This is a genomic window from Serinibacter arcticus, assembly GCF_003121705.1.
Taxonomy (GTDB): Bacteria; Actinomycetota; Actinomycetes; order Actinomycetales; family Beutenbergiaceae; genus Litorihabitans.
On record NZ_PYHR01000002.1, the window covers coordinates 3,829,902 to 3,850,025 of the forward strand.

The window sequence follows — 20,124 nt, forward strand, 5'->3', positions numbered from 1 at the left end:
GAGTGTTCGTGACCTATGTGATCGCGCAGCCCTGCGTCGACGTCAAGGACAAGGCCTGCATCGACGAGTGCCCTGTCGACTGCATCTACGAGGGTGAGCGCTCGCTCTACATCCACCCCGACGAGTGTGTCGACTGCGCCGCGTGCGAGCCGGTCTGCCCCGTCGAGGCGATCTACTACGAGGACGACGTGCCCGGCCAGTGGTCGGCGTTCACGCTCGCCAACGCGGAGTTCTTCGACGACGTCGGCTCGCCCGGCGGCGCTGCGAAGATGGGCCTGATCGCCAAGGACCACCCGCTCGTGTCCGCTCTCGGGCCGCAGGCCGAGTAGCGGCGTCGATGGGCTTCCACCCGCTCGGCGTCGCCTACCCGTGGGACGCCGTGGCGCCGCTGCGCGGCCGCGCCCTGCTCCACCCCGACGGCCTGGTCGACCTGTCGATCGGCACGCCCGTCGACCCGACGCCCGACGTCGTCCGCCGCGCGCTCGCCGACGCGTCGGACGCGCACGGCTACCCGATGGTCGCCGGCACGACGCAGCTGCGCACCGCCGTCGCGGACTTCTTCGCCCGACGGCGCGGTGTGCCCGGGCTCTCGCCCGAGGCGGTGCTGCCGACGATCGGCTCCAAGGAGCTGGTGGCGCTGCTGCCGAGCCAGCTGGGGCTGGGCCCCGGCGACGTCGTCGTCGTCCCGACGGCGGCGTACCCCACCTACGAGGTCGGCGCGCGGCTGGCGGGGGCCGAGGTCCTCGCGAGCGACGACCCGGCCGAGTGGGCCGGACGCGAGGAGGTCGCCCTCGTCTGGGTGAACTCCCCGGCCAACCCCACCGGTGAGGTGCTCGGCGTGGACGCGCTGGCCGCCGTCGTCGCCGCGGCCCGCGAGGTCGACGCGGTGGTGGCCAGCGACGAGTGCTACGCCCAGCTGCCCTGGACCGCCCCGTGGACGGATGCGGTGGCGGACGGCGGGGGAGTGCCCTGCATCCTCGACGAGCGCGTCAGCGGCGGTGACCACACCGGCCTGCTCGCGGTCTACTCGCTGTCCAAGCAGTCCAACCTCGCCGGCTACCGCGCCGCGTTCGCCGCGGGGGACGCCGCGCTCGTGGACCAGCTGCTCCAGCAGCGCCGCCACCTCGGCATGATGCTGCCGTGGCCGGTGCAGCAGGCGATGGCCGCGGCGCTGGCCGACGACGCGCACGTGACGGAGCAGGTGGAGCGCTACCGCGCGCGCCGCGAGACGCTGCTGCCGGCCCTGGTCGCCGCGGGCTTCGAGGTGGACCACTCCGAGGCCGGGCTGTACCTGTGGGTCCGCCCCGGCGACGCGCTCCGCGCGCGGCTCGCGGTCGACGGCGGTGACGGCGAGGTCGTCGACGCGCCCGAGACCGACGACGCGCCCGAGGCGCCGTGCTGGCCGGTGATGCGCCTCCTCGCGGAGCACGGCATCCTCGCCGGGCCGGGGGTCTTCTACGGTCCGGCGGCGGCCGGACACGTGCGGATCTCCCTCACCGCGACCGACGAGCGGGTGGCCGCGGCCGCTTCGCGACTGGCGGCGTGGTCGTGAGAGGATCGCACCAGCTTCTTTGCCCGTTCCTGAAGGAACGCGGCGATTCCCATGAACAGCGCGGTCCGGGATCGACCCGCGCGACGGCAGAGACGGAGACCCGATGACGGCGAGCACCCCGACAGCGACCCTCGCGGTGGACGGTACGAGCGTCGAGTTCGAGCGCGTGCCCGCGGTCGTCGGCAACGACGGCGTGGCGATCTCGTCGCTGCTGGCCGACACCGGCCTGGTGACGTACGACCCCGGCTTCATGAACACGGCCAACTGCCGCTCGGAGATCACCTACATCGACGGCGACGCGGGCATCCTGCGCTACCGCGGGTACCCGATCGAGCAGCTCGCCGCCAGCTCGAACTACCTCGAGGTCTCCTACCTCCTCGCCAAGGGCGAGCTGCCGAGCAAGGCCGAGTTCGAGGCCTTCGAGACCCGCGTGCTGCGTCACACGCACGTGCACGAGGACTTCCGCCGCCTCATCTCCTCCTTCCCCCGCACGGCCCACCCGATGGCGATCATCTCCAGCGCCGTCTCGGCCCTGCCCGGGTTCTACCCCGAGGTCTTCGCGGTGGCCGGTGAGGACGAGGAGGAGCTCGCGACCGTCCTCCTGCTGGCCAAGATGCCGACGATCGTCGCCTACGTCCTGCGTCACACGCAGGGCCAGCGGATGCTCGACGTCGACCCCGAGAACGGCTTCGTCGACGACTTCCTGCGCCTCGCCCTGCACCAGGTGCGCGGCGAGCAGTTCGGTCCCGAGGTCGTGGCCGCGATGGACAAGCTCCTCGTGCTGCACGCCGACCACGAGCAGAACTGCTCCACGGCCACGGTGCGCTCGGTCGGGTCCGCCCACACCAACCTGTTCCTGTCGGTCTCGGCCGGCATCAACGCGCTGTCGGGTCCGCTGCACGGCGGCGCCAACGAGGCCGTGCTCACGATGCTCGAGGAGATCCGGGACGACCACGGCGACGCGAAGTCGTTCGTGGCCAAGGTCAAGGACAAGTCCAGCGGGGCGCGCCTGATGGGCTTCGGCCACCGCGTCTACAAGAACTACGACCCGCGCGCCGCGATCGTCAAGGAGGCCGCCGACTCGGCCCTCGAGGCGCTCGGCGCCCGCGACGAGCTGCTCGACATCGCCATGGGGCTCGAGGAGATCGCGCTCTCGGACGACTACTTCGTCTCGCGGAAGCTCTACCCCAACGTCGACTTCTACACCGGCCTCATCTACCGCGCGATGGGCTTCCCGACGTCGATGTTCACGCCGCTCTTCGCCGTCGGGCGGATGCCGGGCTGGATCGCGCAGTGGCGCGAGATGATGCACGACCCGACCACCAAGATCGCGCGTCCGCGCCAGGTCTACACGGGTCCGGGCGAGCGCGACTTCGTGAGCCTCGACGCTCGCTGAGCTCGTGACTCGGCTGCGCTGCTGAGCGCGGCCGCCGACGGCGGGTCGCCCCCAGGGGCGGCCCGCCGTCGTCGTTCCCGTCCGTGCGCGTGGGTCCGGACGTCAGGAGCCGACGACGACCTGGCCCCGGGCCGGCATCGGGTCGGCGGCGGTGCGGTCGCGCCAGCCCGAGTCGATGCCGTCGCGCACCCAGACCTTGTCGGCGATGCTCACGCGGCCGGCGCCCGTCTCGCTCGCGCCGGCGACGGCGGCGTGCGCCACCGCCCAGGCCAGCCGGTCGACGTCGCTCGAGGACGGGTCCTCGACGGGGACGTCGACGACGACCTCGCGCTCGCCGTCGGGCCCCTCGCGCAGCGTGCCGGTGACCGCGAGGTCGCGGGCGAGGCGCGTGACGACCGCCTCGGGGACGCCGGCGGTGTCCTCGACGTCGTGCAGCGTGCAGCTGAGATCGGCCCGGCTCCACCCGCTCAGCGACGACGCGAACGCGCGCGCCAGCTCCTCGTGCTGCGCGTAGGCGTCGGGGAACGCGCTGCGCTGGACGGCCTGGGCGGCCTCGGTGACGGCCATCTCGGTGTAGCCGGGGACCTCCACGAGGTGGTCGTAGAAGATCGACGTCGAGTAGACCAGGTCCTGCACCTGCTCGGGCGTGCCCCAGCCCTGCGACGGGCGCTGCTGGAACATCCCCAGCGAGTCGCGGTCGCCGTAGTCGATGGGGCGCATGCGGGACTCCTGCATGGCCGTGGCGATGCCGATGGTGCCGGCCCGCGCGGGGAGGCCCCGCTGGACGGTCATGCCGACGACGAGGGCGGCGTTCGCGGTCTGGTCGGGTTCGAGGCGGTGGTCGCCCGCGGTGCAGGTCTCGGCGAGCGGACGCGTGGACTCCAGCGATCGGAGCAGCAGCACGAGCCCGCCGGTTCCGACGACCGCGAGGACCCCGAGCGCGAGGAACCAGGCCAGGACCCGGGTGGCGCGACGGCGGACCACGGCTACTGGGCGTGGAGCGCGGAGTTGAGCTCCACGGTCCGGGTGGCGCGCGGCAGGGCCTCGACCCCGCCCGTGAGGGAGTGGCGACGCAGCAGGACGCCGCCGAGGCCGGAGAGGACCTTGGCGGAGACGACCGGGCGACCGTCGGTGTCGGTGGCCGCGCCCGTGAGGTCGACGCCCCAGCTCGTCGCGTCGCCGAGGAGGCGCACCTTCGTGCCGGCCGTCACGTAGAGGCCGGCCTCGACGACGCAGTCGTCCCCGAGGCTGATCCCGATGCCCGCGTTGGCTCCGAGGAGCGTGCGCTCGCCGATCGTCACGCGCTCCTTGCCGCCGCCCGACAGCGTGCCCATGATCGAGGCACCGCCGCCGATGTCGGTGCCGTCGCCGATGACGACGCCCTGCGAGACGCGGCCCTCGATCATCGCGACGCCGAGTGAACCGGCGTTGAAGTTGACGAAGCCCTCGTGCATGACGGTCGTCCCGGCACCCAGGTGGGCGCCGAGCCGGACGCGCGAGGCGTCGGCGATGCGCACGCCCTCGGGCAGCACGTAGTCCGTCAGCCGGGGGAACTTGTCGACGCCGTGCACCGTGACGCCCGGGTGCTTGGCCTGCAAGTGCATCCGCGTGGTCTCGAAGTCGACGGGGGAGCACGGGCCGGCCGAGGTCCACACGACGTTGGCGAGCACGCCGAACACGCCGTCGAGGTTGATCGAGTTGGGCACGACGAGTCGGTGGGAGAGCAGGTGCAGGCGCAGGTAGGCGTCGGCGGCGTCGGTGGGCGCTGCATCGAGGTCGATCTCGGTCCGCACGACCGACCGGCGGACGCGGCGGACCGGGTCGGTCACCTCGAGGGCCCCCATCTCGGCGGGCACGTCCCACGGGCTCGTGGTCCCGGGCTCACCGAGCTTCGGGGCCGGGTACCAGGTGTCCAGGACCGTCCCGTCGATGTCCGAGATGGTGGCCAGTCCGATTCCCCAGGCTGCGCGTGTCATGCCTCCAGGGTACGCAGCGGGGCGCGACCGCGTCGGGCGACGCCGAGGGGTGAACGTGAGGATCGGGCGGGGGTCAGGCGGGGAGGTGGCGGGGACGAGGTGCCTGGTCCAGGTGGCGCCGCAGCGTCTCCGGGCCGACGACGCGCGCACGCTCCGGGAGCCGACTCCGCAGCTCGCGGTCCGCCGTCGCCACGGCGAGCGCCTCGCTCGGGGACGCCGCGGCGAGTCGGACGATCTCGTCGTCGCCGCTCCCCGAGGCGGGCACGACGGAGACGCCCAGGGTGCCCGGGGCGGGTGGGGGCGGGGGAGGGGTGGCGGCGCGGGCGGCCCCCTCGAGGACGGCGACGACGTCCGGCCAGGCCTCGCCTGCGTCCAGGCCGAACCAGTCGGCGGGGAGCGGGCCGGCGTCCGCCAGGGTGGCGAGCAGGTGCGTCGTGGCGCCGGGGCGGTCGCGCCACCAGCCGTCGGGGCGCGACCCGAGGACGTTGGCGACGTCCACGAGCAGCTCGGCGCGCGTCGTGGCGAGCGTCCGGAGGGCGGGCCAGGCCTGCGCGAAGGCCGGATGGAGCGGGAGCCGGTCCACGGCGTCGAGCTCGACCCACGCGAGATCCGCGGACTCGCCGTCCAGCGGGAGCAGAACCGGCCGCTCGCCGACGACGTCGGCGACGACCGTGGTGTAGCGCCAGACCTCGTGGTCGAGCACGCGCGCGAACCGCGGTCGGACGGCGTCGCTCGCGATCGCCGCCTCCTCCTGGGCCTCGCGGAGCGCGCCGGCGAGCGGGGACTCCCCGGTGCCGATCGCGCCGCCAGGGAGCGCCCACGACCCGCCCTGGTGGCTGGCCGCGGACCGCAGCTGCAGCGCGACGGTGCCCGTGGCACGGTCGACGAGCGCGAGGCCGGCGGCGCCGCCGAGACCCCAGTGACGGGATCCGCAGGTGCACTCGACCCAGGCGTCGTTCGGGTCGCGTCGGGTCACCCGGTCAGTCTGCCGCAGTTCCGGCTCGCCGATCGTGAGCGGGTCGGACCGGTCCGCGGGGCGGACTCGTCCGCGGCTCGGTCCAGTCCGCGACCCGGTCTACTCCGCGGCGGTGATCTGGCAGAGCGCCTCGCCGGCCGTCACGCCGGTGCCGGCCGCCTTGAGGCCGGTGACGACGCCGGCGCGGTGCGCGAGGAGCGGCTGCTCCATCTTCATGGCCTCGAGGACGACGACGAGGTCGCCCGCCGCGACGGTGTCGCCCTCCGCGACGGCCACCTTGACGATGGTGCCCTGCATCGGGGAGGTGAGCGCCGCGCCGTTGCCCGCCGCCGACGCACCGGAGCGGGCGACCGCGCGGGGGCGGGTCGGGCGCGAGCGGCCGCGCAGGCCGCCGAAGCCGCCGAGGCTGGCCGGGAGCACGACCTCGAGGCGCTTGCCCCCGACCTCGACGACGACCCGCTCGATCTCGACGTCGGGCGTCGGCTCCGCGGGGGCCGACGTCGGCGACGGGGCGAGGGCCGAGAGGCGGGGGGCCATCTCGGACTCGATCCACGTCGTCCAGATGCCGAGGTCCTCCTGCGTCCGCCCGGGCTCGCCGGCGAAGGCGGGCTCGGTCAGGACGGCGCGGTGGAAGGGCAGCACGGTCGGCAGGCCGACGATCTCGGCCTCCGCGAGCGCGCGGCGGGCCCGCTCGATCGCCTGGGTGCGCGTGGCACCCGTGACGATGATCTTGGCGAGCATGGAGTCGAAGTTGCCCGTGACGCTCTCGCCGGGCGCGATGCCGGCGTCGATGCGGACGCCGGGACCGCCGGGCCACGTGATGCTCGACGGCGTGCCGGGCGAGGGGAGGAACCCCGCGGCGGGATCCTCGCCGTTTATGCGGAACTCGATGCTGTGGCCGCGCGTGGTGACGTGGTCGTAGCCGAGCGGCTCGCCGGCGGCCAGGCGCAGCTGCTCGCGCACCAGGTCGATCCCGGAGACCTCCTCGGTCACGCAGTGCTCGACCTGCAGGCGCGTGTTGACCTCGAGGAAGGACAGGGTGCCGTCGGAGCCGATGAGGAACTCGCACGTGCCGGCACCCTCGTACCGCGCCTCGCGCAGGATCGCCTTCGAGGCGCGCACGAGCTCGGCGTTCTGCTCGTCCGTGAGGAACGGCGCGGGCGCCTCCTCGACGAGCTTCTGGTGGCGGCGCTGCAGCGAGCAGTCGCGGGTGGAGACGACGACGACGCCGCCGTACGCGTCCGCGAGGCACTGGGTCTCGACGTGGCGCGGGCGGTCGAGGAACCGCTCGACGAAGCACTCGCCCCGGCCGAAGGCGGCCACGGCCTCGCGGGTGGCGGACTCGAACAGCTCGGGGATCTCCTCGAGCGTGGTGGCGACCTTCAGGCCGCGGCCGCCGCCGCCGAACGCGGCCTTGATCGCGACGGGCAGCCCGTTCTCGCGGGCGAACGCGACGACCTCGTCGGCGCCCCGGACGGGGTCGGGCGTCCCCGCGACGAGGGGGGCTCCGGCGGCCTGGGCGATGTGACGCGCGGACACCTTGTCGCCGAGGGCGTCGATCGCGGCCGGGCTCGGACCGATCCAGGTGATCCCGGCGTCGATCACCGCCTGGGCGAACGAGGCGTTCTCCGACAGGAAGCCGTAGCCGGGGTGGATGGCGTCGGCGCCGGAGCGGCGGGCGACGTCGAGGATCTTGGCCGGGTCGAGGTAGGTCTCGGCGGCGCGGACGCCGCCGAGGGCGTACGCCTCGTCGGCGAACCGGACGAACGGGGCGTCCCGGTCGGTGTCGGAGTAGACGGCGACGGAGACGAGCCCGGCGTCGCGGACGGCGCGGACCACCCGGACGGCGATCTCGCCCCGGTTGGCGACGAGGACCCGCGACACGGGTCGACGCAGACGCTCGGGCTGGTGTGCGCCGTCGAGGATCTCCTGCGATCCGGGCGCGCTGGCGTCAGACGTCATCCACTCTCCTGTGTTGCTCGCGTGGGGTGCTCGCGGTTCGGGCCACGGTAGCGCCGGTGGCGACGGCGACCCAAGGACCGGCTCGGCCCGTCGGGAAGTCTGTCAGGGGCGGCAAGGCGCGCCGGTCATCGATTGTAGGTTCCCGACAACACCGGGGCGACGTCAGGGGGTGTAGCGGCGCGTCGGTCGTGGGGATTCTCCAGCGTCGCGGGGTGTGACGGCTGGCGGAAGGACTGGCGCCCGCCGGGCGACGGGTCAGGTCCAGAGCGCCGGGTAGGGGATGCCGAGCCCGCCCAGGAGACGCCGCAGCAGGGGCAGGCTGAGGCCGAGCACGCCGTGGTGGTCGCCCTCGACACCCTCGACGAACGCGCCCCCGAGACCGTCGATCGTGAAGGCTCCGGCGACCTGGAGCGGCTCGCCGGTCGCGACGTACACCGCGATCTCGGCGTCGCTGACGGCGCCGAAGTGCACGGTGGTCGAGCTGACGCCCGTCCGGGTCCGGCGACGCGGGCGGCCGCCCGACGGGGCGACGGCGCGCGCGCCCTCGACGTCGTCGAACCGTCCCGTCGCGATCAGGTGGTGGCCCGTGTGCAGCACCCCGGACCGTCCCCGCATCTCGGTCCACGCCTGCGTCGCCCGCTCCGGGGTGCCGGGCTTGCCGTGCGCGACGCCGTCGATCTCCAGCAGGGAGTCGCAGCCCAGCACGAGACGCGGGCCGTCGTCGGCCGGGAGGGTCGCCAGGACCGCCTCGGCCTTGGCCTGGGCGAGGACAGTCACCTGCTCGGGGACGGTGAGCTCGCGGGTGGCCGCGATCGAGGCGGCGACGAGGGCCGCGTCCTCGTCGACGTCGGACACGACCACCTGCGGGGTCACGCCCGCCGCCTGCAGGAGCTGCAGGCGTGCGGGGGAGGCGGAGGCGAGGACGAGGCGCACGTGCGTGCGCGGCCGGGCGCGGCGCCGTCGGCTGTCGGTCACGGTGTCTCCTCGCGGTGGTGGGGGCGGGCGGGTGTGTCCGGCCGGAGCGATCGGGTGGCGGCGAGGACGCCGTCACCCGATCGTCGGGCCGTCAGCGCAGGGCGTCGGCGAGCACGTCGAGTCCGACGGAGCCGACGTCGAGCGCCCGGCGGTGGAACGCCTTGAGGTCGAAGGCGGCACCCTCGCGGGCGGCGGTCTCGTCGCGGATCTTCTCCCACAGGCGCTGGCCGACCTTGTAGGACGGGGCCTGGCCCGGCCAGCCGAGATAGCGGTCGAGCTCGAACTCCAGGAACCCGTCGGCCATGTTGGCGTTGGCGAACAGGAACGTCCGCGCCTTGGCGGCGTCCCAGGTGCCGCCGCCGAGCTCGGACGGCGCGTCCTTGTGGAGGTGGACGCCGATGTCGAGCACGACGCGCGCGGCGCGCAGGCGCTGGCCGTCGAGCATGCCCAGGCGGTCGGCCGGGTCGTCGAGGAAGCCGAGGTCGGCCATCAGGCGCTCGGAGTAGAGCGCCCAGCCCTCGCCGTGACCGCTGACCCAGGAGGCCAGCCGGCGCCAGGAGTTGAGCAGCTCGCGGCGGTAGGTCGTCTGGCCGACCTGGAGGTGGTGGCCCGGGACGCCCTCGTGGTAGACGGTCGTCTTCTCGCGCCAGGTGCCGAACTCGGTCACGCCGGCGGGAACGGACCACCACATGCGGCCGGGCCGGGAGAAGTCGTCGGTCGGACCGGTGTAGTAGATGCCACCCGACGTCGTCGGGGCGATCATGCACTCGAGCGTGCGGACCGGGCCCGGGATGTCGAACTGGGTGTCGGCGAGCGCAGCGACGGCCTCGTCGGAGGTGCGCTGCATCCACTCCTGCAGCGCGGCGGTGCCGTGCAGCTGGCGGGCCGGGTCGGCGTCGAGCCGGTCCATGGCCTCCTCCGGCGAGGTGCCCGCGCCGTAGAGCTCGGCCGCGGTCGCCTCCTGCTCGGCGACGATGCGGGCCAGCTCCTCGCGGCCCCACTCGTACGTCTCGTCGAGGTCGATCGTGGCGCCGAGGAACTGGCGGGAGAACAGCGAGTAGCGCTCCCGACCCACGCCGTCGCCCTCGGGGGCGCGGTGGATCAGCTCGGAGCGCAGGAACTCCGCCAGGTCGGCGTAGGCGGCGCGGGCCTTCTCGGCGCCGGCGGCCAGCGCCGCGGCGTCACCGGTGGCGGCGCCGCGCTCGGCGAGCGAGGTCCAGAAGGACTCGGCGCCGGCGAGCTCCTCGGCCTGGCCGATGCCGGCCTCGACCTGACGGCGGGCGGCCACGATCCCGGTGGCGGCCCCCTCGCGCAGCGACTCGACGTAGCCGGCGAGCGCCCCGGGGACGTTGCCCATCCGGGCCGCGACGACGTCCCAGTCCTGCGCCGTCCCGGTCGCCATGAGGTCGAACACGTCGCGCGTGTCCTGGAGCGGCGAGGCGATCACGTTCAGCGTGGCGAACTGCTCGCCCGCGTCGTACAGCTCGCCCTCGAGGCCCAGGCGCTCGAGCATCGCGGCCTTCGTGACGGCGTCGACGTCGTCGGCGGGGGTCAGCCTCGAGAGCTTGCCCATGACGGCGGTGCGCTCGGCGTCGAGCGTCGCCAGGCCGGCGGGCGAGACGTCGTCGAGCTCGCTCTGGTCGCCGGGGAGGCCCAGGTGGGTGCGCAGGCCGGGGGAGAGGCGGGCGAGGGTGGCGACGTAGTCGTCGGCGACGGCGTCGATCTCGGTGGGGGTGCGGGGGGATTCGGTCACGCCCCCAACCCTACGACCCACCCCCCACAGGCCCGGGCTCCCCCCCACCCCGCCGAGTGCTGAGCTGTTGACGACGACACGCCGACCGCCCCGGCAACAGTTCAGCACTCAGGCAGCTCAGCGGAGGCCGGTGCGGCGGCAGGCCCGGTCGTAGGCCCGACGGACCCGCCGGACCACCTCGTCTGGCCGGCGGAGCACGTCGTCAGCGGTGAACACGAGCACCTCCCACCCCTGGTCGCGGAGGACCTCGCGACGGCGGACGTCGCTGCGCCACGTGCCCTGATCCGTCCGGTGGAGGTCGCCGTCGTACTCGAGCGCGAGCTTCAGCCGGGCGAACGCGAGGTCCAGCAGGGCGAGGAACGCTCCGTCCGACCCCAGAACCTCGACGTTCACGTCGGGGCAGGGCAGACCGGCGTGCACGAGGAGCAGCCGAAGTCTGGTTTCCATGCTCGAGTCCGTGCGGGGCCGAACCAGCGGGAGCGCCTCGCGGCACGTGGCGATCCCCTTCATCTTCCAGGTGCTCCGCGCGGCTTCCTCGAGCTCGGCCGGGGTCTCGACCGCGCTACCGCGCCGCATCATCGAGTCACCCAGGACGACCATGGCGTCGACGTCGACGTCGAGCGCGGACGCGAGCAGCAGCCACGTCCACGCCGCGGAGGTGAGGCGCACGCCGTCGACCTCGGTCGTCGTCAGCGAGCGCTGGGCGCAGAAGTGGGCGACGACCCCGAGGCGTTGCGGACGCCAGCCCCGGCGCGGGGCGACGACGTGGATCCGATCGTCCTTCTCGAGCTGCCACGGAACCTCCGTGCCGAGCAGGCGCAGCGCCGTCACACCGGTGAAGACGCACGCGGGAGGAAGGATCTGGGCGACGGCGCGGCACTCGTCGGTGATCCGCGACGATCCGGCCACCGTTCGGACGCCCCGGGTGAGGGTCGTCAGCTCGGAGGCGTAGATCTGACGGTGGGTCAGCCCGGCGGCGAGGGCCGCCGTCGTGGTGAACGGAGCGGGTAGCTGGTCGGCCATGCCCCACCGTCACAGAGCGAGCCACTCACGCGCTGGCTATCCACAGGTGGGTGGACCCACCCCCGTGAGTGCGGAGTTCTTGACGGTCGCGACGGCGTGTCGGCGGCAGAAACTCAGCACTCAGCGAGTGGGGGGAGGGCTAGGGGTGGAGCGACCAGCGCCAGGCGGCGTCGCCGCGCGACGGCAGGCCGCGCTCGCCGCCGCGCAGCGCGTGCGAGCGGTCCATCCAGCGGTGGCGCACCACCTCGGCGGGCTCCTCGCCGTGCGAGGCGGCGGCCGCCGCCGTCAGCCCCGCGATGAGGGCGGCGAGCTCGTCGGCGTCGGGCTCGCCCCGCACCACCCGGACCGTCGCCGGGGCCAGCACGACGCGGTCGTCCGCACCGCTCGCGCCACCGGCCGGGCCCGCCACCTGCGCGGCGGGCGCCTCCGGGACCTCGCCGTACAGCTCGCCGATGCGCGTGCGCTCGGAGGCGTCGGGCGCGTCCGCCCCCGTCGCGCCCCCGAGGTCCACGCCGCCGTCGCCGGTCACAGCGGGATGTTCCCGTGCTTCTTCGCCGGCAGCGCCGCGCGCTTGGTGCGCAGGGCGCGGAGGGCCTTCGTGATCTGGACCCGCGTGTCCGACGGCGCGATGACCGCGTCGACGTAGCCGCGGTCCGCGGCCTCCCACGGGTTCACGATCGCGTCGTTGTACTCGTCCACGAGCCTCGTGCGCTCCGCCTCGACGTCGCCGCCGGCGTCCGCCACGGTCTTCAGCGCGCCGCGCTGCAGGATGTTGACGGCACCGGAGGCGCCCATGACGGCGATCTGCGCCGTCGGCCACGCGAGGTTGACGTCGGCGCCGAGCTGCTTGGAGCCCATGACGATGTACGCGCCGCCGTAGGCCTTGCGCGTGATGACGGTGACGAGCGGGACCGTCGCCTCCGCGTAGGCGTAGATGAGCTTGGCGCCGCGACGGATGATGCCGTTCCACTCCTGGTCGGTGCCTGGCAGGAAGCCGGGCACGTCCACGAACGTCAGGACGGGGATGTTGAACGCGTCGCACGTGCGCACGAACCGGGCGGCCTTCTCGGCCGCGTTGATGTCCAGCGTTCCGGCCATCACCTGCGGCTGGTTCGCCACGATCCCGACGGCGTGGCCCTCGACGTGCCCGAAGCCCACCAGCACGTTCTTCGCGAACAGCGGCTGGACCTCCAGCAGGACGCCCTCGTCCAGCACCGACTCCACCACGACGCGCATGTCGTACGGCTGGTTGTCGGAGTCGGGGACGAGGGTGTCCAGGGCGAGGTCGCCGTCGCTCACCTCGAGCGGGAGGTCCTCCTCGTAGCTGGGCGGGTCGGCCAGGTTGTTGGAGGGGAGGTAGGACAGCAGCGCGCGCACGTAGTCGAACGCCTCCTCCTCGTCGGCCGCGAGGTAGTGCGCGACGCCGGAGCGCTCGTTGTGCGTGAGGCCGCCGCCGAGCTCCTCGAAGCCGACGTCCTCGCCGGTGACGGCGCGGATGACGTCGGGTCCGGTGATGAACATGTTGGACGTCTTGTCGGCCATCACGATGAAGTCGGTCAGCGCGGGGAGTAGACCGCGCCGCCGGCCGACGGGCCGAGGATGAGGGAGATCTGGGGGATGACGCCGGAGGCCGCGACGTTGCGGCGGAAGATCTCGGCGAACTGCGTCAGCGCCGCGACGCCCTCCTGGATGCGGGCGCCGCCGCCGTCGCTGATCCCGACCAGCGGTACGCCGGTCCGCAGCGCGAAGTCCTGGATCTTGGCGATCTTGGCACCGTGCACCTCGCCGAGCGACCCGCCGAACACGGAGAAGTCCTGGCTGTAGACGCAGACCCGGCGGCCGTCGATCGTGCCGTGCCCGATGACGACGCCGTCGCCGTACGGCCGGCGCGAGGCCAGCCCGAACGCGGTGGCGCGGTGACGGGTGAACGCGTCGATCTCGGTGAAGCTGTCCTCATCGAGCAGCGCGTCGATGCGGGAGCGGGCCGACCCCTTGCCGCGAGCGCCCTGCTTCGCCGCCGCGGCCTCCGCGGGGGCGTCGATGCCCTCCGCGGTGCGCCGGTGGAGATCGGCGAGCTTGCCGGCCGTGGTGGTGAGGTCGGGGACGGCGGGGTCGGTGGTTGCGCTGGTGTCACTCACGCAGGCGAGGCTACCGGTGGCAGGCTGGAGCCGTGAGCCGAGAGCCCAGCAACGCGTCCCTCCCGCCCGACCCCGCCCCGTTCTCGCGGGTGGTCGAGGTCGCCTCCGCCGGTTCGACCAGCTCCGACCTCGTCGCCGCCGTCCTCGCCGACGACGACGCCTGGCCCCACCTGTCCGTGCTGCGCGCCGACCACCAGGTCGCGGGCCGCGGCCGCGCCGGGCGGGCCTGGCACACCCCGCCCGGATCCGCGCTCACGGCGTCGATCGTGCTGCGCCCCGGGCGGTCGCCGCAGGAGTGGGCAACGCTGTCTCTCGTGGCGGGGCTCGCCGTCGTGACGGCGCTGCGCGAGCTCGCCGCGGAGCGCGCCGTCGCCCTCGCCCCCGCGCTGAAGTGGCCGAACGACGTCCTGCTCCGGCCGCCCGGTGCCACCACCGACAGAGACACCACCGACACCGACACAGACACCCCCGCCGTCGCCGGCTGGGGCACGACCCGCAAGGTCGCCGGCCTCCTGGCCGAGATCGTCCCCGGGCGGGACGCCCTCGTCCTGGGGATCGGCGTCAACGTCGCCCAGACCCCCGAGCACCTGCCCGTCCCGTGGGCCACGTCGCTGGCGCTCGCGGGCCTGCGGACCACCTCCGCCGAGCTCCTGGACCGCATCGGCGCCGCGCTCGCGCCGCTGCTGGACCGGTGGGAGACGACCGGGTTCGACGGCGTGCGCGCGGACGTCGCAGAGGTCACCGACACGCTCGGCCGGGACGTGGAGGCGGACCTCGGGGGCCGTCCCCGCTCGTGGGCCGGGCCACGGCGCTCGACGGCGCAGGTCGCCTCGTGCTCACCACGCCCGACGGCGAGGACCACGCCGTCGCGGCCGGCGACGTCGTGCACGCGCGGAGCCGGTGAGCGCCTCCCCGGGAGCCCGTGCCGACCCCCTCGGCCCCGTGCGGAGACCGGGCCCGGGCGCGTAGGGTCTCGTGACGTGGACCACAGCGACGGGCGGGGGAACGAGCGGGAGCAGGACCTCACCCTCGAGCGGCAGACCCGCCTCCTCCTGGGCGACCTGCCCGACATGGACGCCTACGACGTCGCCCGGCTCGTCGGCACCAGCGCCGCGCGTGTCCTGCAGTTCTGGCGGTCCCTGGGCTTCGCCGGCATCGCCGCCAACGAGAAGGCCTTCACCCGTTCGGACGCCGACGCGCTGCGCGCCGCGCTCAGCCTCATCGAGGACTCCGGCCTGACGGAGACGGCCTGGCGGGCCGTCGTCCGCGCCGCTGCCCACTCGGCCGACCGGCTCGCGCTGTGGCAGCTGGAGACCCTGGTCGAGGACGCCGAGCGGCGCTGGGTCCTGGACGACACCTCCGCGCGACTCGTCGTGCTCGACACGGTGGGGGAGTCGGTCGCGGCCCTCGAGGCGCTCACCTCCCACGCGTGGCGCCGGCACCTGCTCGCGCTGCTCACCCGCACCGAGCAGTCCGTGGGCCAGGCGGGCACCGCGGACGACGCCGACGCGCTGCCGCTCGAGCGCGCGACCGGGTTCGTCGACGTCGTCGCCTACACGGAGCGCTCGGCCCAGCTGGGAGCCGTCGGGCTCGCGGAGCTCGTCGCCTCGTTCGAGGAGCGGGCGCGCGACGTCGTCACCGCCTCCGGCGCCCGGGTCGTGAAGACGATGGGCGACGGCGTGCTGTTCGTCGCCGACGACCTCCCCACCGGCATCGAGGTCGCCCTCGACCTCGTGGACTCCTACGCCGACGCCCCGGTCCCGCTCGAGGTGCACGGCGCCGTCACGTGGGGCCGCGTCCTCTCGCGCTCCGGAGACGTCTTCGGACCGACGGTCAACCTCGCCGCGCGCCTGTCCGACATCGCGCAGGCGGGGCAGATCCTCACCGACGAGATCACCTGGGCGCTCGCCGAGGCCGACTCGGGCATCCGGGCCGGCGTGGCGGCGCTCTCGCTCCCGACGGCGCAGGTCCCGGGGATCGGGCCGGTCGAGCCGGTCCTGCTGGGGCGTGTCGAGCACTGATTCCCGCGTCCTGGCACCAGGGAGGGCCGATGCCAGGCCGATAGCAGCCCGATATGCGGGCTTGGGGAGCCGATGGCATTAGCATGCACGTGTGACGAAGGTGCTGCTTGCTGAAGACGACCCGGCCATCGCCGAGCCCCTGGCCCGCGCCCTGACCCGGGAGGGGTACGAGGTCTCGGTCCACGGAACGGGCCGCGGTGCCATCGACGGTGCGCCGACGGCCGACCTGTTCGTGCTCGATCTCGGGCTGCCGGACATGGACGGCCTCGACGTCGCCCGCTGGATCCGCAGCCAGGGCATGACGACGCCGATCCTGGTGCTCACGGCCCGGGCCGACGAGGTCGACCTCGTCGTCGGCCTCGACGCCGGCGCCGACGACTACGTGACCAAGCCGTTCCGGCTGGCCGAGCTCCTGGCCCGCGTCCGGGCGCTGCTGCGCCGCGCGGGCGTCGAGGGCGAGGACTCCGACGAGCTCGTGGCCCAGAACGTGCGCGTGGACGTCTCCGCCCACCGCGCCTTCCAGGGCGACCGCGAGCTCCAGCTCACGGCCAAGGAGTTCGACCTGCTGCGCGTGCTCGTGCGCGAGGCCGGCACCGTCGTCTCCCGCGAGTCCCTCATGCGCGAGGTCTGGGCCTCCGACCCCTCGGGCTCCACCAAGACGCTCGACATGCACGTCTCGTGGTTGCGCCGGAAGCTCGGCGACGACGCCGGAGCCCCCGCTACATCTCCACGGTCCGTGGCATGGGCTTCCGGTTCGAGGCGACGACGGCGTAGGGCACCTCCCGTGTGCCCCTCCCCGCGGCGCGGGCACCGGCAGGGCTGACCCGTGCAACGCCGACTCCTGCAGGCGACGATCGCGGCGGTGCTGGTCGCCGTCGTGCTCATCGGCGTGCCCGTCGGCATCTTCAGCGCCCTCACGGTGCGGGGCGGGATCGAGGACAACCTCGAGGTTCGCACGCTCGCGGTGGCGCGCGCCGTCGAGCGCCGGGCCGCGATCAACGAGCCCATCACCGAGGACCTGCTCAGCCCCTGGGTCGGTGAGGGCAGCCAGCTCCCGCTGAGCATCCGCGTGACGCCCGCCCGCGGCGAGGTGGTCGAGGTCGGCGACGAGTGGCCCGACCGCGCCGTCGTGGCCCGCATGGAGACGGCGTCCGGCGCCAACGTCCAGGTCGCCATCTCGGGCGACGCGATGGCGTTCCGGATGGCGCAGGTCGTCATCTTCGTCGGTCTCGCCGCCCTCATCGCGACGGCGGCCGCGGTCGCCGTCGCGCGCTTCCAGGCCCGCCGCGTGGCCGCCCCCCTGATCTACCTCGCCGCCAGCGCCGAGCAGCTCGGTTCCGGTCAGGTGCGGCCGCGCACGGAGGACTCCGGCATCGAGGAGATCGATCTCGTGGCCGCCGAGCTGTCACGGACCTCCGACCGGCTCGCGGCGCGACTCGCGGCCGAGCGCCAGTTCAGCGCGGACGCCAGCCACCAGCTGCGCACCCCGCTGACGGCGCTGTCCATGCGGCTGGAGGAGATCCAGCTGATGGCGGCCGAGGAGGAGGTGCAGGAGGAGGCCCGGATCGCGCTCGAGCAGGTGGAGCGCCTCGTCGGCGTCGTGGACGACCTCCTCAAGACCTCGCGCAAGTCCGCGGGCGGCACGACCGAGGTGGTGCACCTCAAGGAGGTGTTCAGCCAGCAGGAGAGCGAGTGGGGGCCCACCTACGCGAAGGCGGGCCGGACGCTCGTGTTCGACTCCGCCGGCTCGACGTCGGTGCTCGCGACGCCGGGCGCGCTCGCGCAGGTGCTCGCGACCCTCCTGGAGAACTCCCTCAAGTACGGCGACGGCACCACGCGCGTGGTCTGCCGCCCCGCCTCGACCCGCCAGTCGGTCGTCATCGAGGTGAGCGACGAGGGCGCCGGGGTGCCGGCGGACATCGCCCCGCGCATCTTCGAGCGCTCCGTCTCGGGCGGGAAGAGCACCGGTCTGGGCCTGGCCCTCGCGCGCGACCTCACGGCGGCCGACGGCGGCAAGCTCGAGCTCGTCAAGGCGGTCCCCGCGGTCTTCCAGGTGTTCCTCAGTGCGGTCCCGACCGCGCTCGACCCCGACCACGTGCTGCCCCCGGGCTCCCTTGTGGCGGTGGGTCGACGGCGGCGCCGGCCGTGACGACGACGTCGCCGCGGCCCCGTACGCCCCGTACGCCCCCGGCCCCCGGCCACCGCTCCTCGACCCTCCGGCAGGCGCTGCGGTTCGCCGTCGTCGGTGGCGGCGGCGTCGTGGTCAACATGCTCGTGGCGATCATCCTGAACAGGCTCAACGGCGGCACCCGCAACTCCCAGGCGATCCTGTTCGGGCTGCCGGGGACCGACTTCAACGTGCGGTTCACGGCGCTCGTCTGGGTGGCCTCGTTCCTCGTCGCCGTCGTGTTCAACTTCCAGCTCAACCGCACCTGGACGTTCGGCGGCGCCGCGCGCAGCCGGTGGTGGTCGGAGTTCTGGCGGTTCCTCCTGGTCGGGAGCGTCGCGGCCGTCGTCGGGCTGGCGATGAAGATCGCCCTCACGCACCCGGACTCGCCGATCTACCTGCCCGAACCGTGGTTCAACGAGGAGGTCGGGCTCTCCTCGCGCGAGTACTGGGCGCAGCTCGTCGCCATCGTGTGCACGATGCCGGTGAACTTCCTCGTGAACCGGTTCTGGACCTTCGGCAACGGCGACGGCGAGGGCCGGCGGCTCAGGAGGCGCTGAAGCCCGTCGTGGTGCTCCGCGAGCTGCGCAGCCGCGCGCCCTTCGCGCGGGCGACGTCGGCGAGCTCCGCCTGGAACGCGACCATCGCGGCGCGCAGCCGCAGCGACTCCTCGTCCGTGCCCGAGGCGAGGATGCGGGCGGCGAGCAGCCCGGCGTTCCGGGCGCCGCCGATCGACACGGTGGCGACGGGGACCCCGGCGGGCATCTGCACGATGGAGAGCAGCGAGTCCATGCCGTCGAGATGGCGCAGCGGCACCGGCACGCCGATGACGGGGAGCGGGGTGACGGCGGCGAGCATGCCGGGCAGGTGCGCGGCGCCGCCGGCCCCGGCGACGATTACGCGCAGGCCCCGGTCGGCCGCGCTCCGTCCGTACTCGATCATCTCGGTCGGCATCCGGTGCGCCGAGACGACGTCGACCTCGACGGCGACGTCGAACTCGGCCAGGGCGGTGGCCGCGGCCTCCATCGTGGGCCAGTCGGAGTCCGACCCCATGACGATCCCGACCACCGGCTGCTGCGACTGCGTCATCGTGCTCACTCTCCCTGTCCGGACAGGATCGCGATCGCGCGGGCGGCGTCGCGACGAAGGACCTCGAGGTCGTCCCCGACGACGGTGACGTGCCCCAGCTTGCGTCCCGGGCGCACCTCCTTGCCGTACAGGTGCACCTTGGCGTGCGGCAGCTCGGCCAGCAGCTGCGGGTAGGCGCTGGTGGGGTCGGCCAGGTCGCTGCCGAGCAGGTTGGCCATGACGGCGTGCGGTTCGCGCTGGTCGGTCGCGCCGAGCGGGAGGTCGAGGACGGCGCGCAGGTGCTGCTCGAACTGCGAGGTGGTGTGGGCGTCGATCGTCACGTGACCGGAGTTGTGCGGGCGCATCGCGAGCTCGTTGACCACGAGCTCGCCGTCGACCTCGAACAGCTCCACGGCCAGGACGCCGGTGACCCCGAGGCCCTCGGCCACCAGCCGGCCGATGCCCTCGGCCTGGCGGACCGCCGTCGGGCTGAGGTCGGGCGCGGGGGAGAGCACCTCGGCGCACACGCCGCCGCGCTGGATCGTCTGGACGACGGGCCACGTCCGCATCTCGCCGCTCGGACGGCGGGCGACGAGCACCGCGAGCTCGCGAGCGAAGGGGACCTTCTCCTCCAGCAGCACCGGCCAGGACCAGTCCAGCTCCCAGGCCTGCGCCTCCTCGCGCGACAGCACGCGCACGCCCTTGCCGTCGTAGCCGCCGCGGGGGTCTTGGCGATGATCGGCCAGCCGACGTCGTCGCCGAACGCCAGCACCGCCGCGGCATCCTCGGCCGCGGCCCAGCGCGGGCACGGCACGTCGAGCTCACCGAGGCGGCGCCGCATCACGATCTTGTCCTGCGCGTGGATCAGGGCCTCGGGGCGGGGCTCGACGGCGTGGCCCGCGGCCCGCAGCTCGGCCAGCGTCTCGTTCGGCACGTGCTCGTGCTCGAACGTGAGGACGTCCGCCCCCTGCGCGAGCGCGCGCAGCGCGTCGGCGTCGCTCGCGGAGCCCACGACCGAGTCGGGCACGACCTGCGCCGTCGAGGACGTGGCGGACTCGACGAGGACCGTGAGGTGGACCTGCAGACCGACGGCGGCCTGCGCCATCATGCGGGCGAG

The 20,124-nt window shown here is 74.0% G+C and carries 15 protein-coding genes and 4 pseudogenes; 8 read left to right on the forward strand and 11 right to left on the reverse strand.

Going from position 1 to position 20,124, the window contains the following annotated elements:
• Positions 1-8: 8 nt before the first annotated feature.
• The 3 genes from fdxA to C8046_RS17020 all read left to right on the forward strand — a co-directional run bounded on the left by fdxA (position 9) and on the right by C8046_RS17020 (position 2,948).
• Entirely contained in the window at positions 9-329 is a 321-nt protein-coding gene (gene fdxA / locus C8046_RS17010) for a ferredoxin (protein WP_109231013.1), read from the forward strand.
• An 8-nt stretch (positions 330-337) separates the two neighbouring features.
• Positions 338-1,552 (forward strand): succinyldiaminopimelate transaminase, encoded by a 1,215-nt coding sequence (gene dapC, locus C8046_RS17015; protein ID WP_109230471.1) that lies wholly within the window; start codon positions 338-340, stop codon positions 1,550-1,552.
• Between the two features lie 103 nt (positions 1,553-1,655).
• A complete protein-coding gene (locus tag C8046_RS17020) occupies positions 1,656-2,948 on the forward strand; it encodes a citrate synthase (protein WP_109230472.1) in 1,293 nt (430 codons plus the stop codon).
• Positions 2,949-3,050: 102 nt separating this feature from the next.
• On the opposite strand, the gene C8046_RS17025 is transcribed toward C8046_RS17020, so the two are convergent.
• The 9 genes and pseudogenes from C8046_RS17025 to C8046_RS17065 form a co-directional block, all read right to left on the reverse strand.
• Positions 3,051-3,932, reverse strand: coding sequence for a hypothetical protein (locus C8046_RS17025; protein ID WP_109230473.1), 882 nt, complete (start codon positions 3,930-3,932; stop codon positions 3,051-3,053).
• Positions 3,933-3,934: 2 nt separating this feature from the next.
• Positions 3,935-4,924, reverse strand: coding sequence for a 2,3,4,5-tetrahydropyridine-2,6-dicarboxylate N-succinyltransferase (gene dapD, locus C8046_RS17030; RefSeq protein ID WP_109230474.1), 990 nt, complete (start codon positions 4,922-4,924; stop codon positions 3,935-3,937).
• Positions 4,925-4,997: 73 nt separating this feature from the next.
• Positions 4,998-5,900, reverse strand: coding sequence for an NUDIX hydrolase (locus C8046_RS17035; RefSeq protein ID WP_235866379.1), 903 nt, complete (start codon positions 5,898-5,900; stop codon positions 4,998-5,000).
• A gap of 99 nt (positions 5,901-5,999) precedes the next feature.
• A complete protein-coding gene (locus C8046_RS17040) occupies positions 6,000-7,862 on the reverse strand; it encodes an acetyl/propionyl/methylcrotonyl-CoA carboxylase subunit alpha (RefSeq protein WP_109230476.1) in 1,863 nt (620 codons plus the stop codon).
• Positions 7,863-8,117: 255 nt separating this feature from the next.
• Positions 8,118-8,837, reverse strand: coding sequence for a Maf family protein (locus C8046_RS17045; RefSeq protein ID WP_235866380.1), 720 nt, complete (start codon positions 8,835-8,837; stop codon positions 8,118-8,120).
• A gap of 91 nt (positions 8,838-8,928) precedes the next feature.
• Entirely contained in the window at positions 8,929-10,590 is a 1,662-nt protein-coding gene (locus C8046_RS17050; protein ID WP_109230477.1) for a DUF885 domain-containing protein, read from the reverse strand.
• A gap of 117 nt (positions 10,591-10,707) precedes the next feature.
• Entirely contained in the window at positions 10,708-11,613 is a 906-nt protein-coding gene (locus C8046_RS17055; RefSeq protein ID WP_109230478.1) for an endonuclease domain-containing protein, read from the reverse strand.
• A 139-nt stretch (positions 11,614-11,752) separates the two neighbouring features.
• On the reverse strand, positions 11,753-12,142 hold the full coding sequence (locus C8046_RS19610; protein ID WP_109230479.1) for an acyl-CoA carboxylase epsilon subunit: 390 nt from the start codon (positions 12,140-12,142) through the stop codon (positions 11,753-11,755).
• Positions 12,139-13,751, reverse strand: a pseudogene (locus tag C8046_RS17065) (acyl-CoA carboxylase subunit beta). Before C8046_RS17065 ends, C8046_RS19610 begins: the two are co-directional and overlap by 4 nt.
• Before the next feature lie 89 nt (positions 13,752-13,840).
• Here C8046_RS17065 and C8046_RS20265 point away from each other — a divergent pair.
• From C8046_RS20265 to C8046_RS17090, 5 genes and pseudogenes are all read left to right on the forward strand, one after another.
• A pseudogene (locus C8046_RS20265) lies at positions 13,841-14,305 on the forward strand (biotin--[acetyl-CoA-carboxylase] ligase); the annotation flags it as partial.
• Positions 14,306-14,583: 278 nt separating this feature from the next.
• A complete protein-coding gene (locus tag C8046_RS20270; RefSeq protein WP_419183580.1) occupies positions 14,584-14,655 on the forward strand; it encodes a hypothetical protein in 72 nt (23 codons plus the stop codon).
• A 1,208-nt stretch (positions 14,656-15,863) separates the two neighbouring features.
• Positions 15,864-16,546 (forward strand): annotated as a pseudogene (locus C8046_RS17080) (response regulator transcription factor).
• A gap of 52 nt (positions 16,547-16,598) precedes the next feature.
• Entirely contained in the window at positions 16,599-17,921 is a 1,323-nt protein-coding gene (locus C8046_RS17085; RefSeq protein WP_109230480.1) for an ATP-binding protein, read from the forward strand.
• Positions 17,918-18,499, forward strand: a complete 582-nt coding sequence (locus C8046_RS17090; RefSeq protein WP_199224508.1) for a GtrA family protein — start codon at positions 17,918-17,920, stop codon at positions 18,497-18,499. The genes C8046_RS17085 and C8046_RS17090 overlap by 4 nt, the downstream gene beginning before the upstream one ends.
• Here C8046_RS17090 and purE read toward each other — a convergent pair.
• Positions 18,486-19,028 carry a 5-(carboxyamino)imidazole ribonucleotide mutase gene (purE, locus tag C8046_RS17095; RefSeq protein WP_109231017.1) on the reverse strand — a complete coding sequence of 181 codons (543 nt, stop codon included), beginning with the start codon at positions 19,026-19,028 and terminating at the stop codon, positions 18,486-18,488. The two genes, C8046_RS17090 and purE, sit on opposite strands and share 14 nt — an antisense overlap.
• 5 nt (positions 19,029-19,033) lie before the next feature.
• A pseudogene (locus tag C8046_RS20275) lies at positions 19,034-20,115 on the reverse strand (5-(carboxyamino)imidazole ribonucleotide synthase).
• Between the last annotated feature and the right edge of the window lie 9 nt (positions 20,116-20,124).